Annotated in this window: 18 protein-coding genes and 1 tRNA gene; 9 read left to right on the top strand and 10 right to left on the bottom strand. The window is 48.2% G+C overall.

Annotated features, from left to right (window positions below; genetic code table 11):
• Window positions 1–54: 54 nt before the first annotated feature.
• The gene (murC, locus tag JKK62_RS13390; protein WP_201428320.1) at window positions 55–1,434 is read right to left on the bottom strand and encodes a UDP-N-acetylmuramate--L-alanine ligase; all 1,380 of its coding nucleotides are present in this window, start codon (window positions 1,432–1,434) and stop codon (window positions 55–57) included.
• A gap of 241 nt (window positions 1,435–1,675) precedes the next feature.
• Between murC and rlmD the strand changes: the two genes are divergently transcribed.
• The 3 genes from rlmD to JKK62_RS13375 all read left to right on the top strand — a co-directional run bounded on the left by rlmD (window position 1,676) and on the right by JKK62_RS13375 (window position 4,155).
• Window positions 1,676–3,043, top strand: coding sequence for a 23S rRNA (uracil(1939)-C(5))-methyltransferase RlmD (gene rlmD, locus JKK62_RS13385; RefSeq protein ID WP_201428319.1), 1,368 nt, complete (start codon window positions 1,676–1,678; stop codon window positions 3,041–3,043).
• Window positions 3,044–3,080: 37 nt separating this feature from the next.
• Window positions 3,081–3,545 carry a hypothetical protein gene (locus JKK62_RS13380; protein WP_243411854.1) on the top strand — a complete coding sequence of 155 codons (465 nt, stop codon included), beginning with the start codon at window positions 3,081–3,083 and terminating at the stop codon, window positions 3,543–3,545.
• A gap of 148 nt (window positions 3,546–3,693) precedes the next feature.
• Complete coding sequence (locus tag JKK62_RS13375) at window positions 3,694–4,155, top strand: hypothetical protein (protein WP_201428318.1); 462 nt, start codon at window positions 3,694–3,696, stop codon at window positions 4,153–4,155.
• A gap of 130 nt (window positions 4,156–4,285) precedes the next feature.
• On the opposite strand, the gene JKK62_RS13370 is transcribed toward JKK62_RS13375, so the two are convergent.
• Both JKK62_RS13370 and JKK62_RS13365 read right to left on the bottom strand, forming a co-directional pair.
• Entirely contained in the window at window positions 4,286–4,600 is a 315-nt protein-coding gene (locus tag JKK62_RS13370; protein ID WP_201428317.1) for a type II toxin-antitoxin system RelE/ParE family toxin, read from the bottom strand.
• Window positions 4,593–4,850 (bottom strand): type II toxin-antitoxin system Phd/YefM family antitoxin, encoded by a 258-nt coding sequence (locus JKK62_RS13365; RefSeq protein ID WP_201428316.1) that lies wholly within the window; start codon window positions 4,848–4,850, stop codon window positions 4,593–4,595. Before JKK62_RS13365 ends, JKK62_RS13370 begins: the two co-directional genes overlap by 8 nt.
• 254 nt (window positions 4,851–5,104) lie before the next feature.
• Between JKK62_RS13365 and JKK62_RS13360 the strand changes: the two genes are divergently transcribed.
• From JKK62_RS13360 to JKK62_RS13345, 4 genes are all read left to right on the top strand, one after another.
• Window positions 5,105–5,467 (top strand): VOC family protein, encoded by a 363-nt coding sequence (locus JKK62_RS13360; RefSeq protein ID WP_201428315.1) that lies wholly within the window; start codon window positions 5,105–5,107, stop codon window positions 5,465–5,467.
• 1 nt (window position 5,468) lies between these two features.
• On the top strand, window positions 5,469–5,951 hold the full coding sequence (locus JKK62_RS13355; RefSeq protein WP_201428314.1) for a CDP-alcohol phosphatidyltransferase family protein: 483 nt from the start codon (window positions 5,469–5,471) through the stop codon (window positions 5,949–5,951).
• 129 nt (window positions 5,952–6,080) lie between these two features.
• Window positions 6,081–7,322: a hypothetical protein gene (locus tag JKK62_RS13350; protein ID WP_201428313.1), complete on the top strand. Its 1,242-nt coding sequence runs from the start codon at window positions 6,081–6,083 to the stop codon at window positions 7,320–7,322.
• Window positions 7,323–7,469: 147 nt separating this feature from the next.
• Complete coding sequence (locus JKK62_RS13345) at window positions 7,470–8,048, top strand: haloacid dehalogenase-like hydrolase (protein WP_201428312.1); 579 nt, start codon at window positions 7,470–7,472, stop codon at window positions 8,046–8,048.
• Between the two features lie 231 nt (window positions 8,049–8,279).
• Here the strand turns inward: JKK62_RS13345 and JKK62_RS13340 are convergent, their stop codons facing one another.
• The 3 genes from JKK62_RS13340 to JKK62_RS13330 all read right to left on the bottom strand — a co-directional run bounded on the left by JKK62_RS13340 (window position 8,280) and on the right by JKK62_RS13330 (window position 12,552).
• On the bottom strand, window positions 8,280–9,401 hold the full coding sequence (locus tag JKK62_RS13340; protein ID WP_201428311.1) for an acyltransferase family protein: 1,122 nt from the start codon (window positions 9,399–9,401) through the stop codon (window positions 8,280–8,282).
• 159 nt (window positions 9,402–9,560) lie between these two features.
• On the bottom strand, window positions 9,561–11,558 hold the full coding sequence (locus JKK62_RS13335; protein ID WP_207752193.1) for a CotH kinase family protein: 1,998 nt from the start codon (window positions 11,556–11,558) through the stop codon (window positions 9,561–9,563).
• Between the two features lie 124 nt (window positions 11,559–11,682).
• Window positions 11,683–12,552: a helix-turn-helix domain-containing protein gene (locus JKK62_RS13330; protein ID WP_201428309.1), complete on the bottom strand. Its 870-nt coding sequence runs from the start codon at window positions 12,550–12,552 to the stop codon at window positions 11,683–11,685.
• A 115-nt stretch (window positions 12,553–12,667) separates the two neighbouring features.
• Between JKK62_RS13330 and JKK62_RS13325 the strand changes: the two genes are divergently transcribed.
• Together JKK62_RS13325 and JKK62_RS13320 are read left to right on the top strand one after the other, a co-directional pair.
• Window positions 12,668–14,023 carry an MATE family efflux transporter gene (locus JKK62_RS13325; protein ID WP_201428308.1) on the top strand — a complete coding sequence of 452 codons (1,356 nt, stop codon included), beginning with the start codon at window positions 12,668–12,670 and terminating at the stop codon, window positions 14,021–14,023.
• Between the two features lie 315 nt (window positions 14,024–14,338).
• A tRNA-Trp gene (locus JKK62_RS13320) sits at window positions 14,339–14,414 on the top strand.
• Window positions 14,415–14,485: 71 nt separating this feature from the next.
• On the opposite strand, the gene JKK62_RS13315 is transcribed toward JKK62_RS13320, so the two are convergent.
• From JKK62_RS13315 to JKK62_RS13300, 4 genes are all read right to left on the bottom strand, one after another.
• Entirely contained in the window at window positions 14,486–15,586 is a 1,101-nt protein-coding gene (locus JKK62_RS13315) for a tyrosine-type recombinase/integrase (protein WP_201428307.1), read from the bottom strand.
• A 74-nt stretch (window positions 15,587–15,660) separates the two neighbouring features.
• Complete coding sequence (locus tag JKK62_RS13310) at window positions 15,661–15,873, bottom strand: helix-turn-helix domain-containing protein (protein WP_138156911.1); 213 nt, start codon at window positions 15,871–15,873, stop codon at window positions 15,661–15,663.
• Between the two features lie 17 nt (window positions 15,874–15,890).
• Complete coding sequence (locus tag JKK62_RS17830; protein WP_117523229.1) at window positions 15,891–16,097, bottom strand: helix-turn-helix domain-containing protein; 207 nt, start codon at window positions 16,095–16,097, stop codon at window positions 15,891–15,893.
• Between the two features lie 74 nt (window positions 16,098–16,171).
• Entirely contained in the window at window positions 16,172–16,366 is a 195-nt protein-coding gene (locus JKK62_RS13300) for a helix-turn-helix domain-containing protein (RefSeq protein ID WP_117523227.1), read from the bottom strand.
• Between the last annotated feature and the right edge of the window lie 165 nt (window positions 16,367–16,531).

The following is a 16,531-nucleotide window of genomic DNA, read 5'->3' as shown; positions in this document are numbered from 1 at the left end:
GAGTGCTTTTTTGTTCTATTGAAGCGATTCAAATGATAGGGGGGTGCCCGATCATCAATCCTCTTCCTTTTTCAGCGCTTTGAGGATCATGTTCGCGCACATGTAGACGTTACCGCCGCCGAGGGTGATGACCAGATCATCCTCCTGCGCGTTTTCGACGATGTACTTGGTGATATCCTCAAAGGTGTCGATGCATACGCTGCCCTCGACCTTTGCGCCGAGATCGGTGTTGTAGATGTTGTAGGTGTTGGTCTCACGTACCGGCAGGATCTCGGAGATGATCGCGACGTCGGGAATGCTCAGCGCCTTGGCAAAGTCATCCAGCAGCAGCGCGGTGCGGGAGAAGGTATGCGGCTGGAATACCGCCCATACCTTGCGGAAGCCCATTTCCATCGCGGAGCTGAGGGTCGCGGTCAGCTCGGTGGGGTGATGCGCAAAGTCATCCGCCACGGTGATGCCGCCCGGCGCGCCGAGGATCTCAAAGCGTCTGTGTACGCCGGTGAATTTTCCGAGATTCTCCGCGATCTGCTCCGGAGTAGCGCCCAGATAATGCGCGGTAGCCGCCGCGGCAAGCGCGTTGTAGATATTGTGTCTGCCGGGAACCATCAGATCGATCTCACAGAGCTTTTCACCCTTGTGCATCAGGTCAAAGGTTTTATAAGCGCCCTTGACGTCGCGCAGGTTCGCGGCATAGTAATCGTTGGTCTTTCTGAAGCCGAAAGTGATCATCGGCAGTTCAACGTCCTCGATTGCGTCGAGGATATTCTCGTCGTCGCCGTTGTAGACGATCAGACCTGTGGTCAGGTGACAGAACTTGTTGAAGCTCTTCTTGATGTTGTCGAGCGTCTTGAAATAGTCGAGGTGATCCGCGTCGATGTTGGTGATGATGGAGAGATACGGCGTCAGCTCAAGGAAGGTATCGACATACTCGCACGCCTCGCATACGATGATATCGCTCTGACCGACATAGCTGTTGCCGCCGAGGTAGGGGAGCTTGCCGCCGATGATCGCGGACGGATCAAAGCCCGCGCCGATCAACAGCTGGCTGAGCATCGCGGTGGTGGAGGTCTTGCCGTGCGTACCGGCTACCGCAATGGAACGATTGTAGCGGCGGGTGACGATACCGAGCATCACACTGCGCTCGATCGCGGGGATACCCTTTTCATTCGCGGCAACCAGCTCGGGATTGTCCTTTTTGACAGCGGCGGTGTATACGATCAGCTCAGCGCCCTCGATATTCTCAGCCTTATGTCCCATGTGTACCGGTATGCCGTAGCTGCGGATGCGGTCGAGCGTCTCGCCCTCGTTGCAGTCGGAGCCTGAGAGGATGAAGCCCTCGCTGTGCAGGATCTCCGCCAGCGGGCACATGCCCGAGCCGCCGATGCCGATAAAGTGGATGCGTTTGATATTATCTAAAAGATGATCTTTGTTCATTATAATAGCCCCTTATATATCGATAGTATGATGTGAGTTCTTCATTATTCTATGTATGTCTGCACATCCTGTTCTTCTGTGCTACCGTATATCATACCACTTTCGTCATAAAAGTGCAATAGTGAAAACAAATAGTAAATCATATTTCAGTATTAGAAAAATAACTAATTTGACTATTGTATAATACAAATAAAGAACTCCGAAAAGACAAAACAAGGATTTATTTTGCGATTATATAATTATGATGTATCAAAAAAACCAAATCATTGAACTGAATATCACCTCGCTGACCTCCGACGGAGACGGCGTCGGCAGGGCAGGGGAGATGGTCTTTTTCGTCCCCAATACCGCTGTCGGCGATACCATCCGCGCCAAGGTGCTCAAGGTGAAGAAGAATGTCGGATTCGCGCGTGTGGAGGAGATCATCACACCGTCACCCGACCGTATTGTGACGGATTGTCCCGTGTCATTTTCCTGCGGCGGCTGTGTCTATCGCCATATCTCCTATGAGGCGGAATGTCGCGCCAAGCGGCAGAAGGTCATCGACGCCGTGACACGGATCGGCAAGCTGGACGCTCAGCTTGTCCATGATATAATTCCTTCAAAGAATATTGACGGCTACCGCAACAAGGCGATGATCCCGGTCGGGCTCAACCGCAACGGCGAGGTGGTGATGGGCTACTACGCCCGCCACAGTCACCACATCATGCACTGCCTGTGCTGTCAGCTATCGCCGCCGATCTTCAATGACATCATCGAGGATGTGTATGCGTTCCTGCGCCATCGACCCTCGTTGGTTTATACGCCGCAGAATCGCCGCGGCATCCGTCATATCTATCTGCGCTATGCCGAAACGACCGGCGACGTGATGTTCTGCGTTGTGGCGGGCAGCCGACATTTTGATGACGACGCGTCGCTTTTTTATTCTCTTACAGAAAAATATAAACAAATCAAAAGCATTATCCTCAACGTCAATGCCGAGGATACCAACGTCATCCTCGGCAAGCGTTCTTATACGGTTCACGGCGACGGCTTCATTACCGATACACTGTGCGGACTGCGCTTTGAGATCGCGCCCGAGGCGTTTTATCAGATCAACCGCACACAGGCAGAATCGCTGTATGCCAAAGCGAAGGAATACGCAGGTCTGAGCGGCAAGGAAACATTGATCGACCTCTACTGCGGCGCCGGTACGATCGGACTGAGCATGGCGGATCAATGCAGTGAGCTGATTGGCGTGGAGATCATCCCCGAAGCGATCGAAAATGCCAAGCGTAACGCTTCGCATAACGGCGTCCGTAACGCGCGATTCATCTGCGGTGACGCGTCACAGGCGGCGGAAGAATTGCGCAAAAAGGGGATCCGTCCCGATGTGGTCGTCGTCGATCCGCCGCGCAAGGGTCTGACCCCGGAGCTGATCGACACCATCGTGCGGATGTCCCCCGACAGAGTCGTCTACGTCAGCTGTGACCCCGCCACCATGGCGCGTGATCTTCAACTGTTCACTGAACAGAATTATTCCGTAAAAGAAATAACACCCGTGGACATGTTCCCGAGAACCTCGCACATTGAGACAGTAGTATTGATGTCTCAAGACGGGTCGAGGTAATAGAATTATTGTCATGTGAGGTGACAATTCAGAATTTATGGAGGAAAATATTTTGCTTCAAAAGTATAAGTTTGGTTTTAATGTTTCAGGTCTGGTTATTTTTCTGATTATTATGCTTCCAAACTTTATATGGTTTGCTGTTCCTGCACCGAATGATATCCTTCGTCAGGAGTCAATAACTCCGATAGTTGATACCATTGGTTCAGTTTGCCAAATTATATTCGTTGCTTCTCTCTGCGTTGTTATAAACAAGGAAAGAGACAGCATAAAAATCTCCCCGCTGCTTATATCTTCAATAGTTTGCATTGGTTTATACTTTTCAGGATGGGTATTGTATTATAACGGCATTGTAAATACGATTGTAATTATATGTTTGACATTGCCGCCTTGTGTTGCATTTATCCTTTTTGCGCTGGATAGAAAAAACATCATAGCGCTTATTCCTGCAGTATGTTTTACTATTTGTCATTTAATATATGGAACTGTAAATTTTATATTATAAATTCCGGTTTACATGTGCAAGACAGGTTGACTTGTTTAGTCAGAGCCGCTTAGAGTGGATATGTTCCCTCATACCGATGACATTTAAGTTATTGTCTCGGGGCACGTCGAAGCAGTAGTTATGATGTCAAGAAAGGATTGAGAGAATAATGAAGCTATTTGATGCAATTGAAGATGCAGTTGCTACTTATGCTGTATTAGTCGAAGCAAAAGAGCACGAACTGGTGATTATGAATTCTAATAACAGTAACAATCTATATGTATATGAGGAAGAATACTTTTCTCAGGATATGAAAGATCGTTTTGTTCAATACATTGTTTGTTTTTCTACTCAGCATTGTCATTTCGATGTGAATGAAGAAGATGAAGCTTTGGAGTATATATTGGCTATCATGGAAGATAAGGTCTTGCCACTTGAATTCTATAAGGACGGAAAGCGTCGATTCGGCGGCAAGTTAGCTGTGGAAGAATTGGATAATCTATCTGTTTCATCTTTATCAAAGCATTATGGATATGCAAGTGACTATTTGTTGTCGTTTGATTATGAGATTCATTCTTGGTCGGGTAGATATGATACAGGATTAAGGAAAGTATCTGAATTAAAACCGTAATATGATGTAATGTTCCTGTAGACATATTCCCACGAACAGGCAAATCGAGTAGACCTTACTCCAAGAACCGGCAGGGGATAGATGACATCATTTGCGCAAAAAAGCGGTTCTTGCGAACCGCCCTGAATCATTAAATGATTGATTGTAAATCTCTTTTGCTATAGAGGAATCGTCTGACTTCCATGACGTCGTCAATAACGACATAGAATACGGCGTAGTTGTTGATGTTGATTCGGTAATATGGATGCTCGCGCTCCCTTTTGGATCGGATTGGCTGAAAGCTCAGCGGGTTATCCAGTCTTTTGAGAATCGCTTGCTCCGTTAGGTCGATCAGCTTTATAGCCGCAGATGGATTCTGTAAGTCGATGGAGATATAATCGACGACCTCCGCCATATCTTCGTAGAAGATCGGCAGATACCTTAGCTGATACTTGACGTTATCCATTGACGCGTCCTCTCAGCTTTGTGAAAACATCTTCGTGAGTGAGCCTCTCGGCAGTCGATTCTGCTTGATAGTCCGCTTCATCCAGCTTCATTTCAAGTGCGTCTTTCAGCTTACTGTACTGCTCGATGCTCATGACCACCATCGTGCCGTAGCCGTTCTTGGTGAGATACACTTCTTCTCCGCCGAGGACGAGTTGTTCGATCTCGGGGTATTTGTTTCTTAAATCCGATACAGGTCTGATATTCAGCATAGTATTTCACCTCGCTATTATTTTATCTTAATTTTATCATAATATTATCAATACGTCAAGAGTAGGAGCAAATTGGCGACTTATTACCGATAGACATATTCACGCACTCAGGCAAATCGAGTAAACCTTTTTCCAAGAACCGGCAGGGGATAGGTGACATCATTTTCATTGCGGCGACTCACTGTGAATCAGTAGTGTCGATATCTCGTGTCGGGTAGAATCGATAGGGCTTTTGCCGGGAAAGGATCATCTAAATGAAATTAAAAAATGTATTGATTGTTGTGAAAGATATTGAAAGATCACGACAGTTTTATCATGATCTGTTCGGTCTGGAGCTGATCCTCGATAATGACGGTAATATGATCCTCACGGAAGGTCTTGTCCTGCAGGAGGAGAAATACTGGAAAGAGTTCCTCGGAAAAGAGATCGTTCCGGAGAACAATTCCTCTGAGCTCTATTTTGAGGAATCGGACATTGAGGGATTCATAAAGAAATTGGAACGGTATGATCCGGATGTGAAATATGTGAATCGGCTCATGACCCACAGCTGGGGACAGAAGGTCATACGCTTTTACGATCCTGACGGTAATCTGATCGAAGTGGGAACGCCGGTATAACATGGCGAATTTCATAACCGTTATCCGGATCATTTGCAGTATCATATTGCTGTTCTGTCCCGTGTTTTCACCGGCGTTTTATGTCTTGTATATCATCGCCGGGGTCAGCGACATGATCGATGGGGCTGTCGCGCGGACAACCGGCACCGTCAGTGATTTTGGATCAAAACTCGATTCAGCTGCCGATTTTGTTTTTGTCGTTGTGTGTCTGATCAAACTGATCCCCGCGATCCACATGCCGATATGGCTTATCATCTGGATGATCATGATCGCTGTGATCAAAGTGATCAACTTGATTCACGGATATGTCGCGCGAAAGGAAATAGTAGCCTGCCATACCGTATTGAATAAGATGACGGGATTATTGCTATTTGTGCTGCCGCTGACAATATCGTTGATCGATTTGAGATACAGCGGAGCGTTTGTCAGCATGACAGCGACAATCGCGGCGATACAGGAAGGATATCTGTTGTCCCGAAAATGATTTGATCCGATCGATGCACAATCGCATAAAAAGGATTGACACAAATTGTCGTTTTATAATATAATAAACCTGTTAGCGTGATAACAGTTCAAAAATAGTATGAAACATATCAAAAAGGAAGTATGAATTATGGCTGATGGCAACTCTTTTGTCGGAAAATGGTGCCCCGCTCAGGCGGTCGAGGCAACCGAGGAAAACGCAGTGCAGGCTGTCGCGCAGTTCTTCAAAGACGGCTCCTGTACGATCCCCGCTTCGATGCTGGGCAAGGATGATCTGGATTCTATCTTTTATCAGGTGTTTGAGAACGGTATGATGAAGCTGGATTCCGCCACCATGACGCCCGCGCTGTTCCGCTGTGAGTTGACAGGAGATACAATGACCCTCAGTGCGGCGGACGGCTCCGCGTCATTCAGCTTTGTAAAGGTCAAGGAAGAAAAGCGCTCCTTGTTCAAGTCGAAATCCTCCGATGCGGCGCCCGCAAAGGCAAAGGAAGTCGAGCCTGAGCCTGAGCCCGAGCCGGGTGAGCACGAGTGGAAGTGCCCGGAGTGCGGCAAGATCAACCAGAATTATGTCGGCACCTGCGGCTGCGGCGCGGCAAAGCCGAACGATAAGCTGTTCAGCTGGGCGGAGGTTCACCCCGAGTTGGTCGTAAAAGAGGAATCCGTTGAAGAACCGATCCCCGAGCCGGAAGAAAAGGTCGAGGAGAAGCCCGCCGAGCCTGAGCGTGAGCCGGATGAGAACGAGTGGAAGTGCCCGACCTGCGGCAAGATCAACCTGAACTATGTCGGCACCTGCGGCTGTGGTGCGTCGAAGCCGAACGATAAGCTGTTCAACTGGGCGGATGTTCATCCCGAACTTGTGAAAAAAGAAGAGCCCGTTGAAGAGCCGGTTCCCGAGCAGGAAGAAGTCGAGAAGAAGCCTGCCGAGCCTGAGCGTGAGCCGGATGAGAACGAGTGGAAGTGCCCTGACTGCGGCAAGATCAATCTGAATTATGTCGGTACCTGCGGCTGCGGCGCGGCAAAACCCAATGATAAGCTGTTCAACTGGGCGGAGGTCCATCCCGAGTTGGTGAAAAAGGAAGAGCTGGCAGAAGAACAGCCTGTCGAACCGAAAAAAGAAAAGGTAGAGAAGAAGCCCGCCGAGCCGGAGATCGAGCCGGGTGAGAACGAGTGGAAGTGCCCGGAGTGCGGCAAGATCAACCAGAATTATGTCGGCACCTGCGGCTGCGGCGCGGCAAAGCCGAACGATAAACTGTTCAACTGGGCGGAGGTACACCCCGAGCTTGTCGGAACAGAAAAGGCTGAGGAAGAGTCGCCTTCGATCGACGTTTCCGAACCCTCTGCCGAAACGGACAAAACCGAAGAAAAGTGATTTGTCGATAAAACAATTCAACTAATAAAAGATCATCAGGCGATTCCGATATGTGCCGGAGTCGCCTGTTTTTTATAGACAAACGCTTTCGGAATTGCTATAATTATAATAATGATATATCCTATTCAACAGAAACAGAGGAATACAGTGAAAGTATTTGATTTTGACAACACGATCTATCGCGGCGAAAGCGGCTTGCATTTTGCTTTCTATATGATCAAACACAATAAAAAGATCATTCGGTATATCCCGAAGATCCTGGTTACCGCGGTCAAATATGAGCTGTGTTGGGTGAGTAAGGAAAAGCTTGAATCGATTATCAACTCGATCTTTGCCGGGGTTCTGGACGGAACAGAATCTCCCGAAGAGCTGGCGGCGCCGTTTTGGGAGAAACGTACCGACCGACTGCACCAAAACATCCTTTCTTTGATCGAGCCGGAGGATGTGATCATCTCGGCAAGCCCTGTCTTTCTGCTCGACTGTATCCGTGAGTATTTGAAGACCGATCACATCATCGGCACGGAAATGGACGTTGGGGCGAAGAAGATCACATGGTTCAATTTCGGAGATAATAAGGTCAAGCGGTATACGGAACAATACGGCGACCGAAAGATCGATGCGTTTTACACGGATTCGTATAACGATAAGGCGATGATGGAGATCGCCGAAGAAGTGTATATCGTCAAGAAAGGCGTCCCCATGAAGCTCACGAAACGATCTAAGTAAAACTTTGAATCTTATCATAACGAAAACCGACGGAGCGCTCCGTCGGTTTTTTAAATGCAATATTGATGTGAGTTTTCCTTGTGTTAATCTTAACCCAAAACGAAATCGTCATTGCGAGGCGATGAACCTCCCTTTCCTAAGGTGAGATTCTGTCCAAATCTGTGATTTGGGTTACAGAATCCATACACAGGAGAGGTGCCGCAAAGCGGCGGAGGGTTGCCCGTGGCAATCTCAACCGATTCGAGGTCTCAATAACAGCTTGAAGATCGGCTGTTCGATCTTGCTGACTACCCACGCGATGAAGATGGTGAACACCATCACGATCATGTAGTGCAGGAACGCGTAGCCGTCGGTATACCACGGGGTGAAGTAATAGATCCTTCTCGCAATGATGGAGAGGACATAGATCTCGAACGAGAAGGGACCGAAGAACGCAAAGAAGCGGTCGATCTTCCATTCTGAAGCAAGGATAAAGAACTGCGACAGCAGGAACACCAGCGCTATGCCCGTCAATGAGCCGTAATAGCGCGACCATACGCCGGGCAGGATATCGCACTCATACAGCGGATAGGTGCCCGCGAGGATGACGACCGAGGCGATCAAAAAGCCCTCGTGGAACGGCTTTCCCTCTTTGACTAATTTACCGACATAGGTACCGATGATGAACACGGTGAATCGTGACAGCATACGGCTGATCACATTGTACACGTCGGGTAACGTATAGTAGATGGTGACAGATACGGCGAACGAGATCGCAACGAGGAGCATCATCCGCCAAAACTCCGCTTTTTTCCGAGGTGCTTTTTCGGACTTTTTTTCGCGGAAAATGAATCGATAGATCAGCGGATAGAGCAGGTAGAACACCAGTATGGCGGACACATACCAAAAATCGATCGGGTCGATCTCGCCGGTCCATGTGTTGATGGTGAGGATCGTTTTGATCGTCAGCCAAAGGTCGATCTCTCCCGTGACATAAAAGTAGATGATGTAGGGCAGTACCATGATCAGGTAGGGAATATAGACCCTGACGAACCGCTTGTGGTAGAAGGAGCCGAGCTTTGGCTTTTTGGAATAGGAAAAATACAGACAGATGCCCGACAAAAAGACAAAGACGTCGACGCCGATGTTGCCCATGTCGATCGAATCTCTGATCAATCGGATCGCGGGATCAAATTCATCACGAATATTGCCGAGCAATACACCGTGAAAGACCACAATCCACAACGCCGCAAAGCCGTAGATCGCGTTTCTGAAATAGCTGAATGACGCGTAATTTAGTTTGTATTGATTGAGGGGATTGGTAGTGCTGTTTTGGCGCATATCATTCTCCGATTTTCGTATATGATTCTTCATTATAACATGCTTTTTTGATAAAATCCATAATTACCGAAAAAAAGAGCATTTTTTCAGCATAATCAAAAAGCCGTTATCGGAGCACGGTTCTGCGTTCCGATAACGACTTGGTCAATTGTGATTTGCGATCACGAAGGATCATTCGATGATGAATCGATCTTATTCGATAGGCTTGCCGATGCCTTTTATTGTAGCGATGCCGGCAAAATAGCGCTGTAAGAGGGTGACGTCAATGATGGTGACTTCGCCGTCCTTGTCGACGTCGGCGGAAACCTTCGCTTCTTCGGGGAGAGAAATGATACCCGCGTTGTGACGCTGGATCGCTGTCGCGTCAATGATGTTGACCTCACCGTCCAGATCGGCGTCGCCGAGCAGGGGAGAGGGTACGTAGTTCGGCGCGAACTGCTCACTGAGCCATGCGGCACGGCTGAGCATCCAGTCGGAAGCGTAGTTGTACATGCCTTCAAAATCCTGCGCGTAGTTGGTCGTCTGTGAATCCACTACCATCTTCTGGGTGGCGCTGTCATAGTGCGCGACATTCTGGCTGGAATGATCCGCGATCCAGCTGCCGGTGTTGAGCAGCCAACCGCTCTCATAGTTCATCGCCGCGGAATCCTTGATCAAACCATAATATGCTTCTTTGGTGTAGAAATCGGCGTTGATCTCTTTATCATATTTCGCGCCTGTAAAGTGATCCAGAGCGGGCATGAATCTCTCGAACCAGATCCTCGGCAATACGGCTTTGACCGCCGCGTTCTGAGAGATCCTCGCGATGACATTGTTGGAACGCTTCGCGCTGGCGTTTGATTTACCCTTATGCTGGCACCACCAACCGGTGTATTCCTCATAATCGGTCACGCCGATGTTTCTCAGATCCCACTGTACACCTTTCGCGTTGCCCAGTGAGTTATCATAATCCCATACGGGGGAGCCGTAGAATTTATAGTTGCCGTTTTCATCCTGACGATAGGTGAAGAAGGTGCTGGATACGCCGCTGTCCCAGTTCTTGCCCAGCTCATTGATCAGATAGAGCTTTGCGACGGAGTTGACGTCCGCCACAGAGGCGAGATCACCGCTCGGAGCGGTAGCGGTATAGAAGGCATTGAACTTTTCCTTAACATAGTTCTTGACTTCTTCATAACCGGGCTGGCCGGGGTCGACCTCGGGAGCCTTGATCGTGATCTTCATGTTGTTGGTGGTGACATAGTAATCACCCTCGGTCGCGCTGGCGTCGACCTCCGCGATAAAGGGGAAGTCCTCTTTGATCGTGCCGTCCTCATTGAGATAGCCGTCGTCGGTCACTTCGGGTACCAGACTGCCCGGCTCGACCTTTTCGCACATCAGATAAGAGCCCCAGTAATAGCCGTTGACATAAAAGTCGACATAACGGGAGTCGGACGCGTAGGGGAGACCGACCGCGTCGGAAAGGTCATACAGGATGCGGTTGCGCGACAGAGAATCATCCTGATAGTTGGGCAGAATGGAGTACTTCTTGTTCTTTTCCATGCCGGCGATGCTGACTTTCTTATCGTAGTTGATGTTATAGCCTTTCTTCGGCTTGTCCCAAGAGGTGTTGCCTCTGCCCTTGATCTTCTTGATAGCGGTGTTGTCGATCTTGCCGTCGGGGGTGACGATCGCGCCGGTAGCGGTCGCGCTGTTTTCTTTGGTATCGTTCAGATAGGTCATCAGATCGGTACCGTTGCCATCCGCGTCCGGATTGTTGATGTAGATCGCGCCCTCGGCGTTGGAATTCATGATCTTCAGTGTGTAGTTGTTGCCGCCTGCTGATACGGTATATGCGGTGCCGGCAGTATACGCGACGCTCTCGGTGGCGTGTGACGCGATGGAAACACCGTTGAGGGTGACCGCGGCGTCAAAGCCGTTGTATACGTCAATGGTGTTCTCGGCGGCGGAAGAGGGGAGGAAGAAGTATTTTTCATTGGGCTTTGCTACTTCAAAATCCTCATCATGCACGCTCTGCCATGCCTGCCATGCCTGCGTATCGGCAGATCCGCTGACCGCGTGTACATACAGCGCCGCTTCGGTCGCGTAATCCGACGGAGCACCGTTTTCTTCGGCGGCAAAAGCGCCGGTAAAGGGAACAGCACTCAGGATCATCAGCAGTGATAAAATGATAGCGATGGTCTTTTTCATCATAAAACCTCCTGTGTTTTAATCATTATGTGTTCATTATATAATTATTCAAAAATTGCTTCTAACATAAAATGCTTTTTTTCTTGACACAATCCGCTTATCTGACAGAGTTTGTGTCATTCTTTCTTTATAATTCCGGCGTTTTTCTGTACTCTGACGGCGTCATATGAAACTTTTGATAGAAGGCGCGGGAAAAATATGATAGGTTGGAAAAGCCGCATGACAACGCGATCTCGGATACCTTGGTCGGTTCATGCCTCAAGCGGTTAGCGGCGATCTCCAACCGATAGTTTTTCAGATACTGCGTCAAAGACTCTCCGGTCATCTGCTTGAAGAGCTTGGAGAAATGACTGACCGAGTAATTGCTGACAGCCGCCATCGTATCGGCTGTGATATTCTCCGCGAAATTCTCTTCCAAATAATTCAGCGAAAGCTTGAGCTTATCGAATACGATATCCTCATACGCGCGCTCCTTGTCCGCTTCCTCGCAGTATTCGAGGATATGATAGAGGACTTCAAAAAGCTTTGCCTTGATCAGCATCTCATCCCGAAACTGTCTGTCCCTCTGATGCGACCACAGAATACGGATCAGCGGGGTGAGCTTTTCATTCAGCGGATGTGAGATATCGATATATTCCGGCATCAGCAGCTGTCGGTTATAGATCGGTTCCAGATATTTTTTGCGGCAGAGATCGTCAGCGCCGCTTTCCAGCATCGAAAAGCGGAACAGGATATTGTGATAGAAGCCGCGGTCATCCTCATGCTGTCGGATCGAATGGATCGTCTGCGGGTGGATCAGCACGAATTCACCGCCGCGCACAAGGTACTCCGTGTTCCGAATCGAAATACTGACGGAGCCTTTCTCCACATAGATGATCTCCATCTCCTCGTGCCAGTGGAGAGGAAAATCGCTGAGCCATTCCGGGACAAGTCCCCGATAGACCGCAAAGGGAAAATCATGCGTTCCGTGTACTTTTGTTTCCTGATATGCCGACATCTCACACCTCATGATTGGTTTGTGTTAAAAAATAGCGTGTTTTATGCAAGTATTATACTATGCAAGAGAATATAATGCAAGTATAGAATGATAATTGTTTTGTGTGATGGTGATTATGAAAAAACTAAAGCTCTTCAATCTGGCATGGCCGATTTTCATCGAAACCGCCATGTTCATGCTGCTCGGATTCATCGACGTCTATATCCTCAGTCAATATGATGATCTGGCGGCGTCCTCTGTCAATACGGCGAACCAGACCGTGTCGATCATGACCATCGTGTTCCAGATCCTTTCCACGGCTGGCGCTGTGATGATCTCTCAGTACCTCGGCGCGAAGGAACGCCGATCAGCCTCGTTGGTATCGGTGCTGTTATTGACGTCACAGGCCTTTTTCGGCGTGATCGTCAGTGCGGTCTTCCTGCTTTTCAATCGTCCGTTTTTGATGCTGGTGGGTGCCGACGGGCAGATCCTCGACTACGCGACCCGGTATCTTTCTATCGTCGGCGGCACGATGATGTTTCAGGCGTTGATCAACGGCTGTTCGGTGATCATCCGCAATCACGGCATGACCAGAATGACGATGTTCGTCACGGCGGGCATGAATATACTGAACACCGGAATGGATATCATCCTCGTACCCGCAATGGGAGTAGAGGGCGCGGCGATCGCGACCTGTATCAGCCGCATTATCAGCAGTATCATATTGGTGATCATCCTGTTTACGAAGATCGAATCACCCTCGGCGTTCAAGCTCTTGAAGCCGTTTCCGAAAAGAGAATTCTTGTCGTTGCTGAAGATCGGCATCCCCTCGGCGCTGGAAACCTTCCTCTATAATCTCTCACAGCTCGTGATCACCTCCATTGTGCTGTATTGTCTGTCAGAGAATGAGCTGGTCACAAAAACCTATGTCCAGATCATCACGATGTTCTTCTACCTGTTCGCCATGTCGATCGGACAGGCGTCCCAGATCATGATCGGTCATCTCGTCGGCGCGAAGGAATATGATGAGGCGTATCGGCAGGGGCTGAGATCCTATCGAACGGCGCTTCTGATCTCTGTCATCACCTGCACGATCGGCATATTGCTCCGCAAACCGCTGTTGGGCTTCTTCACCGATAACGCCGACGTCATCGCGATCGGCAGTACCATCCTGCTCATGAACGCGGTACTTGAATTCGGCAGGACGACCAATATCGTCATCATCGCCTGCATGCGCGGCGCGGGCGACGTCTACTTTCCGACGATCTGCGCGGTGATGTCCAACTGGATCATCAGCGTGGCGGGCTCCTATCTGTTCGCTGTCGTGTTCGGGATGGGTATCTACGGACTGTGGATCGCCCTCGCGGCGGACGAGATCGTGCGCGGTATCATGATGATCGTTCGCTGGAAGAGCGGCGCGTGGAGGAACAAGCGCGTCGTCAAGGATAGGGAAGAGGTACATGAACTGAAAGAACCAGCGGAAGTGACTTAACAGGATAAAATGACGGCGGGGATGACGGTTGTGTCATCCCCGCTGCTGTGTATCTGCGTATATCTCTGTTGTTATCCTCCCGCCGAGCTTGAAACATTCGATTGATAGGGGACAAACAAGGCAATTCGTTCTTCGAAACCGCCATCACCACAAAAAACCTGTAGAATCGACAGGGATAATCAACAGACTTTTCATTTTTATCTTGACATTTTTCCCATTCGATGATATACTAATCCTCGCACGAAAAGAGGCGGCATGTACACGTGCTTTATATCATGTATGATCTGCTCCTCGTCTTCGTTCAACAAAATATATAGGGGTATAGCTCAGTTGGTAGAGCAGCGGTCTCCAAAACCGCGTGCCGAGGGTTCAAGTCCTTCTGCCCCTGCCACTCATTTTTGGCTTCGGAAAGCGATTTCCGAAGCCTTTTCTCTTTTAATTCTACCAAAAATTATACCACCTTTATGCGATGTTCAAATTTATGGCGCTGTCGAGAGCGTTTATCGTCGTCTCCTTTGCGGTCTTTCGACGGTTGATATAAATTCTCTCGGTGGTCTGTACGCTTTCGTGTCCGAGCAAAACGGAAATGTCCTGAATCGGTACGCCGTTGTCGTCAAAGATACTCGCTACGCTGTGCCGAAATCCGTGGATCGTACAATGCGGCAAGCAGGCATTCTCGGTCAGACGGTTTACCACCCGATTGATTGCGCTGAGGTTGACATACGGCTTTCCGAGAACGGTGCGGACAATGAAGTTGTGACTTTTGTCGTAGCCATTGCCCAACAACTTGGCATAATCCTCCTGCCGCTGTTTTTCCTCTTTTAGCGCTTCCAGAACGGTATCGTTGAGCGGAATCTTACGGTTACTGCTCGCCGTTTTCGGCGTTGTGATTTGCATTGTCACGTCCTTGCGGCTGCCTGTTCTGCTCTTGTTTACCCGCAAGAGCTTTTTATCATAGTCTACATCATCCCACGTCAGGGCGAGCAATTCGCCCTTTCTCAGCCCTGTATAGAGGGCAAGAAGCAGGAATATGTAGATATGGCTCTCGTGCTCCTTTGCGTAAAGCAGAAGCTTTCTGACCTGCTGTGCGTTGTATTCGGGTACATCCTTCTTGATACTGTGAGGAAATGACGGCATACGGCTCCTTAATACCGGATTCTCATTAACGTAGCGATTCTCAAGAGCGTATTCATACGCCGATGACAACACTCCCCGGATATTTTTGACCGTTTTGTAGCTCAGTCCGCCCTTGCCGTTTGACTTACCGTGTTGAGAGAGAAACACAAAATACTTGGTGAACACCTCCGGCTTCATATCCTTGAACTTGTATCTCTTTGACTCAAAATAGGGCTTTAGCTTGCCGCTCACGGTCTTGTCATAGGATTCCCACGTAGAAGGTTTTATAATTCCCTTGATACCTTTCAGCCATTTGTCGAGAAAGTCGGTAAAAAGAACATCGTCGCATTCAAGGTTGATATCCTTGTAGTTCTCAATGATCTCTTTCATCTTCTCAATTGCACGGCGTTTGTTGTTACCCTTAACGGGTATCTTCGTGGCAATCATTTTCTGTTTGCCGTTGACACGAAATTTGGCATAGTAGTAATTGCCTTTTATTATTAAGCTTCCTTCCAAAATAATTAACCCTTTCTAAAAAATGATTCTCCTGTTGAGATAAAGTCGATAATGCTCTGCTTTGGAATAATATACTTTTTGCCTACCCTGATTGTGCGGATGATTCCTTCACGCAACAAGCGATAGACAGCTACTCTTCCCAAACCTAACATTTCCATTACCTCGCATACTGTGACAACGTCTTTATACTCTGCAAAAGCTTCTTTTGTTTTATCCATACAATTCATCCTCCTATCTAACAGCTTTCAAGAAATTCCGAAACACATCTCTTTGGGATAATGTATCTCTTGCCAACTTTGATAGTTCGGATTTTGCCGGATTTTAATAACTTGTAAACAGTTACTTTGCTGAGCTTTAGCATTTTCGTAACATCGTCAACCGATACGACGTCACAGTATTCAGCGAATAATTCAGTTGTGTTTTTCAAAGTGTCTCCTTTCATTTGGATGAAAGCCCGCTGTGTATATAGAATAGCACAACAGGCTCTCAAACATCAAATGTGCGGATTAAATGAACTTATATGTTAAGAAAATTGATAACGCTTTTCTTAGGTATCACATATCTGCTTCCTACCCTTATAGATTCAATTCTGTGATTCTTCAGCAGATCATACACAGAGTTTTTACCGATATGAAGCATCTTCATAACATCGTCAACTGTTACGACATCTTCGTAATCGGAAAACATTTCATAAGCCTTGTCGGTCATCATTTTCACCTCCCTCTGTCACGGTTTTTATTCAAATATCTTCTGTAATGCTCGCAGGCTTTTATAACAAAATCTTCGAGCTGTGTATTGCTGGCTTTGGGCGCAAAACGCCTTACTTTCTCCATCGAGATTTTAAGAACTTCACGCTGATTGGGCTTTTCCTCGGAC

It is taken from the genome of Ruminococcus difficilis (assembly GCF_016680995.1).
The sequence above is the reverse complement of the archived record's forward strand: the minus strand, read 5'-3'. Positions and strand labels throughout refer to the sequence as shown.

Bases quoted from the DNA above. Each gene is read 5' to 3' on its own strand.
- JKK62_RS13325 (WP_201428308.1), top strand. From the start codon at position 12,668: ATGAAAAAACTAAAGCTCTTCAATCTGGCATGGCCGATTTTCATCGAA.
- JKK62_RS13315 (WP_201428307.1), bottom strand. From the start codon at position 15,586: ATGATTGCCACGAAGATACCCGTTAAGGGTAACAACAAACGCCGTGCA.
- JKK62_RS13340 (WP_201428311.1), bottom strand. From the start codon at position 9,401: ATGAAGAATCATATACGAAAATCGGAGAATGATATGCGCCAAAACAGC.
- JKK62_RS13330 (WP_201428309.1), bottom strand. From the start codon at position 12,552: ATGTCGGCATATCAGGAAACAAAAGTACACGGAACGCATGATTTTCCC.
- JKK62_RS13370 (WP_201428317.1), bottom strand. From the start codon at position 4,600: ATGGATAACGTCAAGTATCAGCTAAGGTATCTGCCGATCTTCTACGAA.
- JKK62_RS13355 (WP_201428314.1), top strand. From the start codon at position 5,469: ATGGCGAATTTCATAACCGTTATCCGGATCATTTGCAGTATCATATTG.
- JKK62_RS13350 (WP_201428313.1), top strand. From the start codon at position 6,081: ATGGCTGATGGCAACTCTTTTGTCGGAAAATGGTGCCCCGCTCAGGCG.
- JKK62_RS17830 (WP_117523229.1), bottom strand. From the start codon at position 16,097: ATGAAAGGAGACACTTTGAAAAACACAACTGAATTATTCGCTGAATAC.
- JKK62_RS13360 (WP_201428315.1), top strand. From the start codon at position 5,105: ATGAAATTAAAAAATGTATTGATTGTTGTGAAAGATATTGAAAGATCA.
- JKK62_RS13300 (WP_117523227.1), bottom strand. From the start codon at position 16,366: ATGATGACCGACAAGGCTTATGAAATGTTTTCCGATTACGAAGATGTC.
- JKK62_RS13375 (WP_201428318.1), top strand. From the start codon at position 3,694: ATGAAGCTATTTGATGCAATTGAAGATGCAGTTGCTACTTATGCTGTA.
- JKK62_RS13365 (WP_201428316.1), bottom strand. From the start codon at position 4,850: ATGCTGAATATCAGACCTGTATCGGATTTAAGAAACAAATACCCCGAG.
- rlmD (WP_201428319.1), top strand. From the start codon at position 1,676: ATGATGTATCAAAAAAACCAAATCATTGAACTGAATATCACCTCGCTG.
- JKK62_RS13380 (WP_243411854.1), top strand. From the start codon at position 3,081: ATGGAGGAAAATATTTTGCTTCAAAAGTATAAGTTTGGTTTTAATGTT.
- JKK62_RS13335 (WP_207752193.1), bottom strand. From the start codon at position 11,558: ATGATGAAAAAGACCATCGCTATCATTTTATCACTGCTGATGATCCTG.
- murC (WP_201428320.1), bottom strand. From the start codon at position 1,434: ATGAACAAAGATCATCTTTTAGATAATATCAAACGCATCCACTTTATC.
- JKK62_RS13310 (WP_138156911.1), bottom strand. From the start codon at position 15,873: ATGGATAAAACAAAAGAAGCTTTTGCAGAGTATAAAGACGTTGTCACA.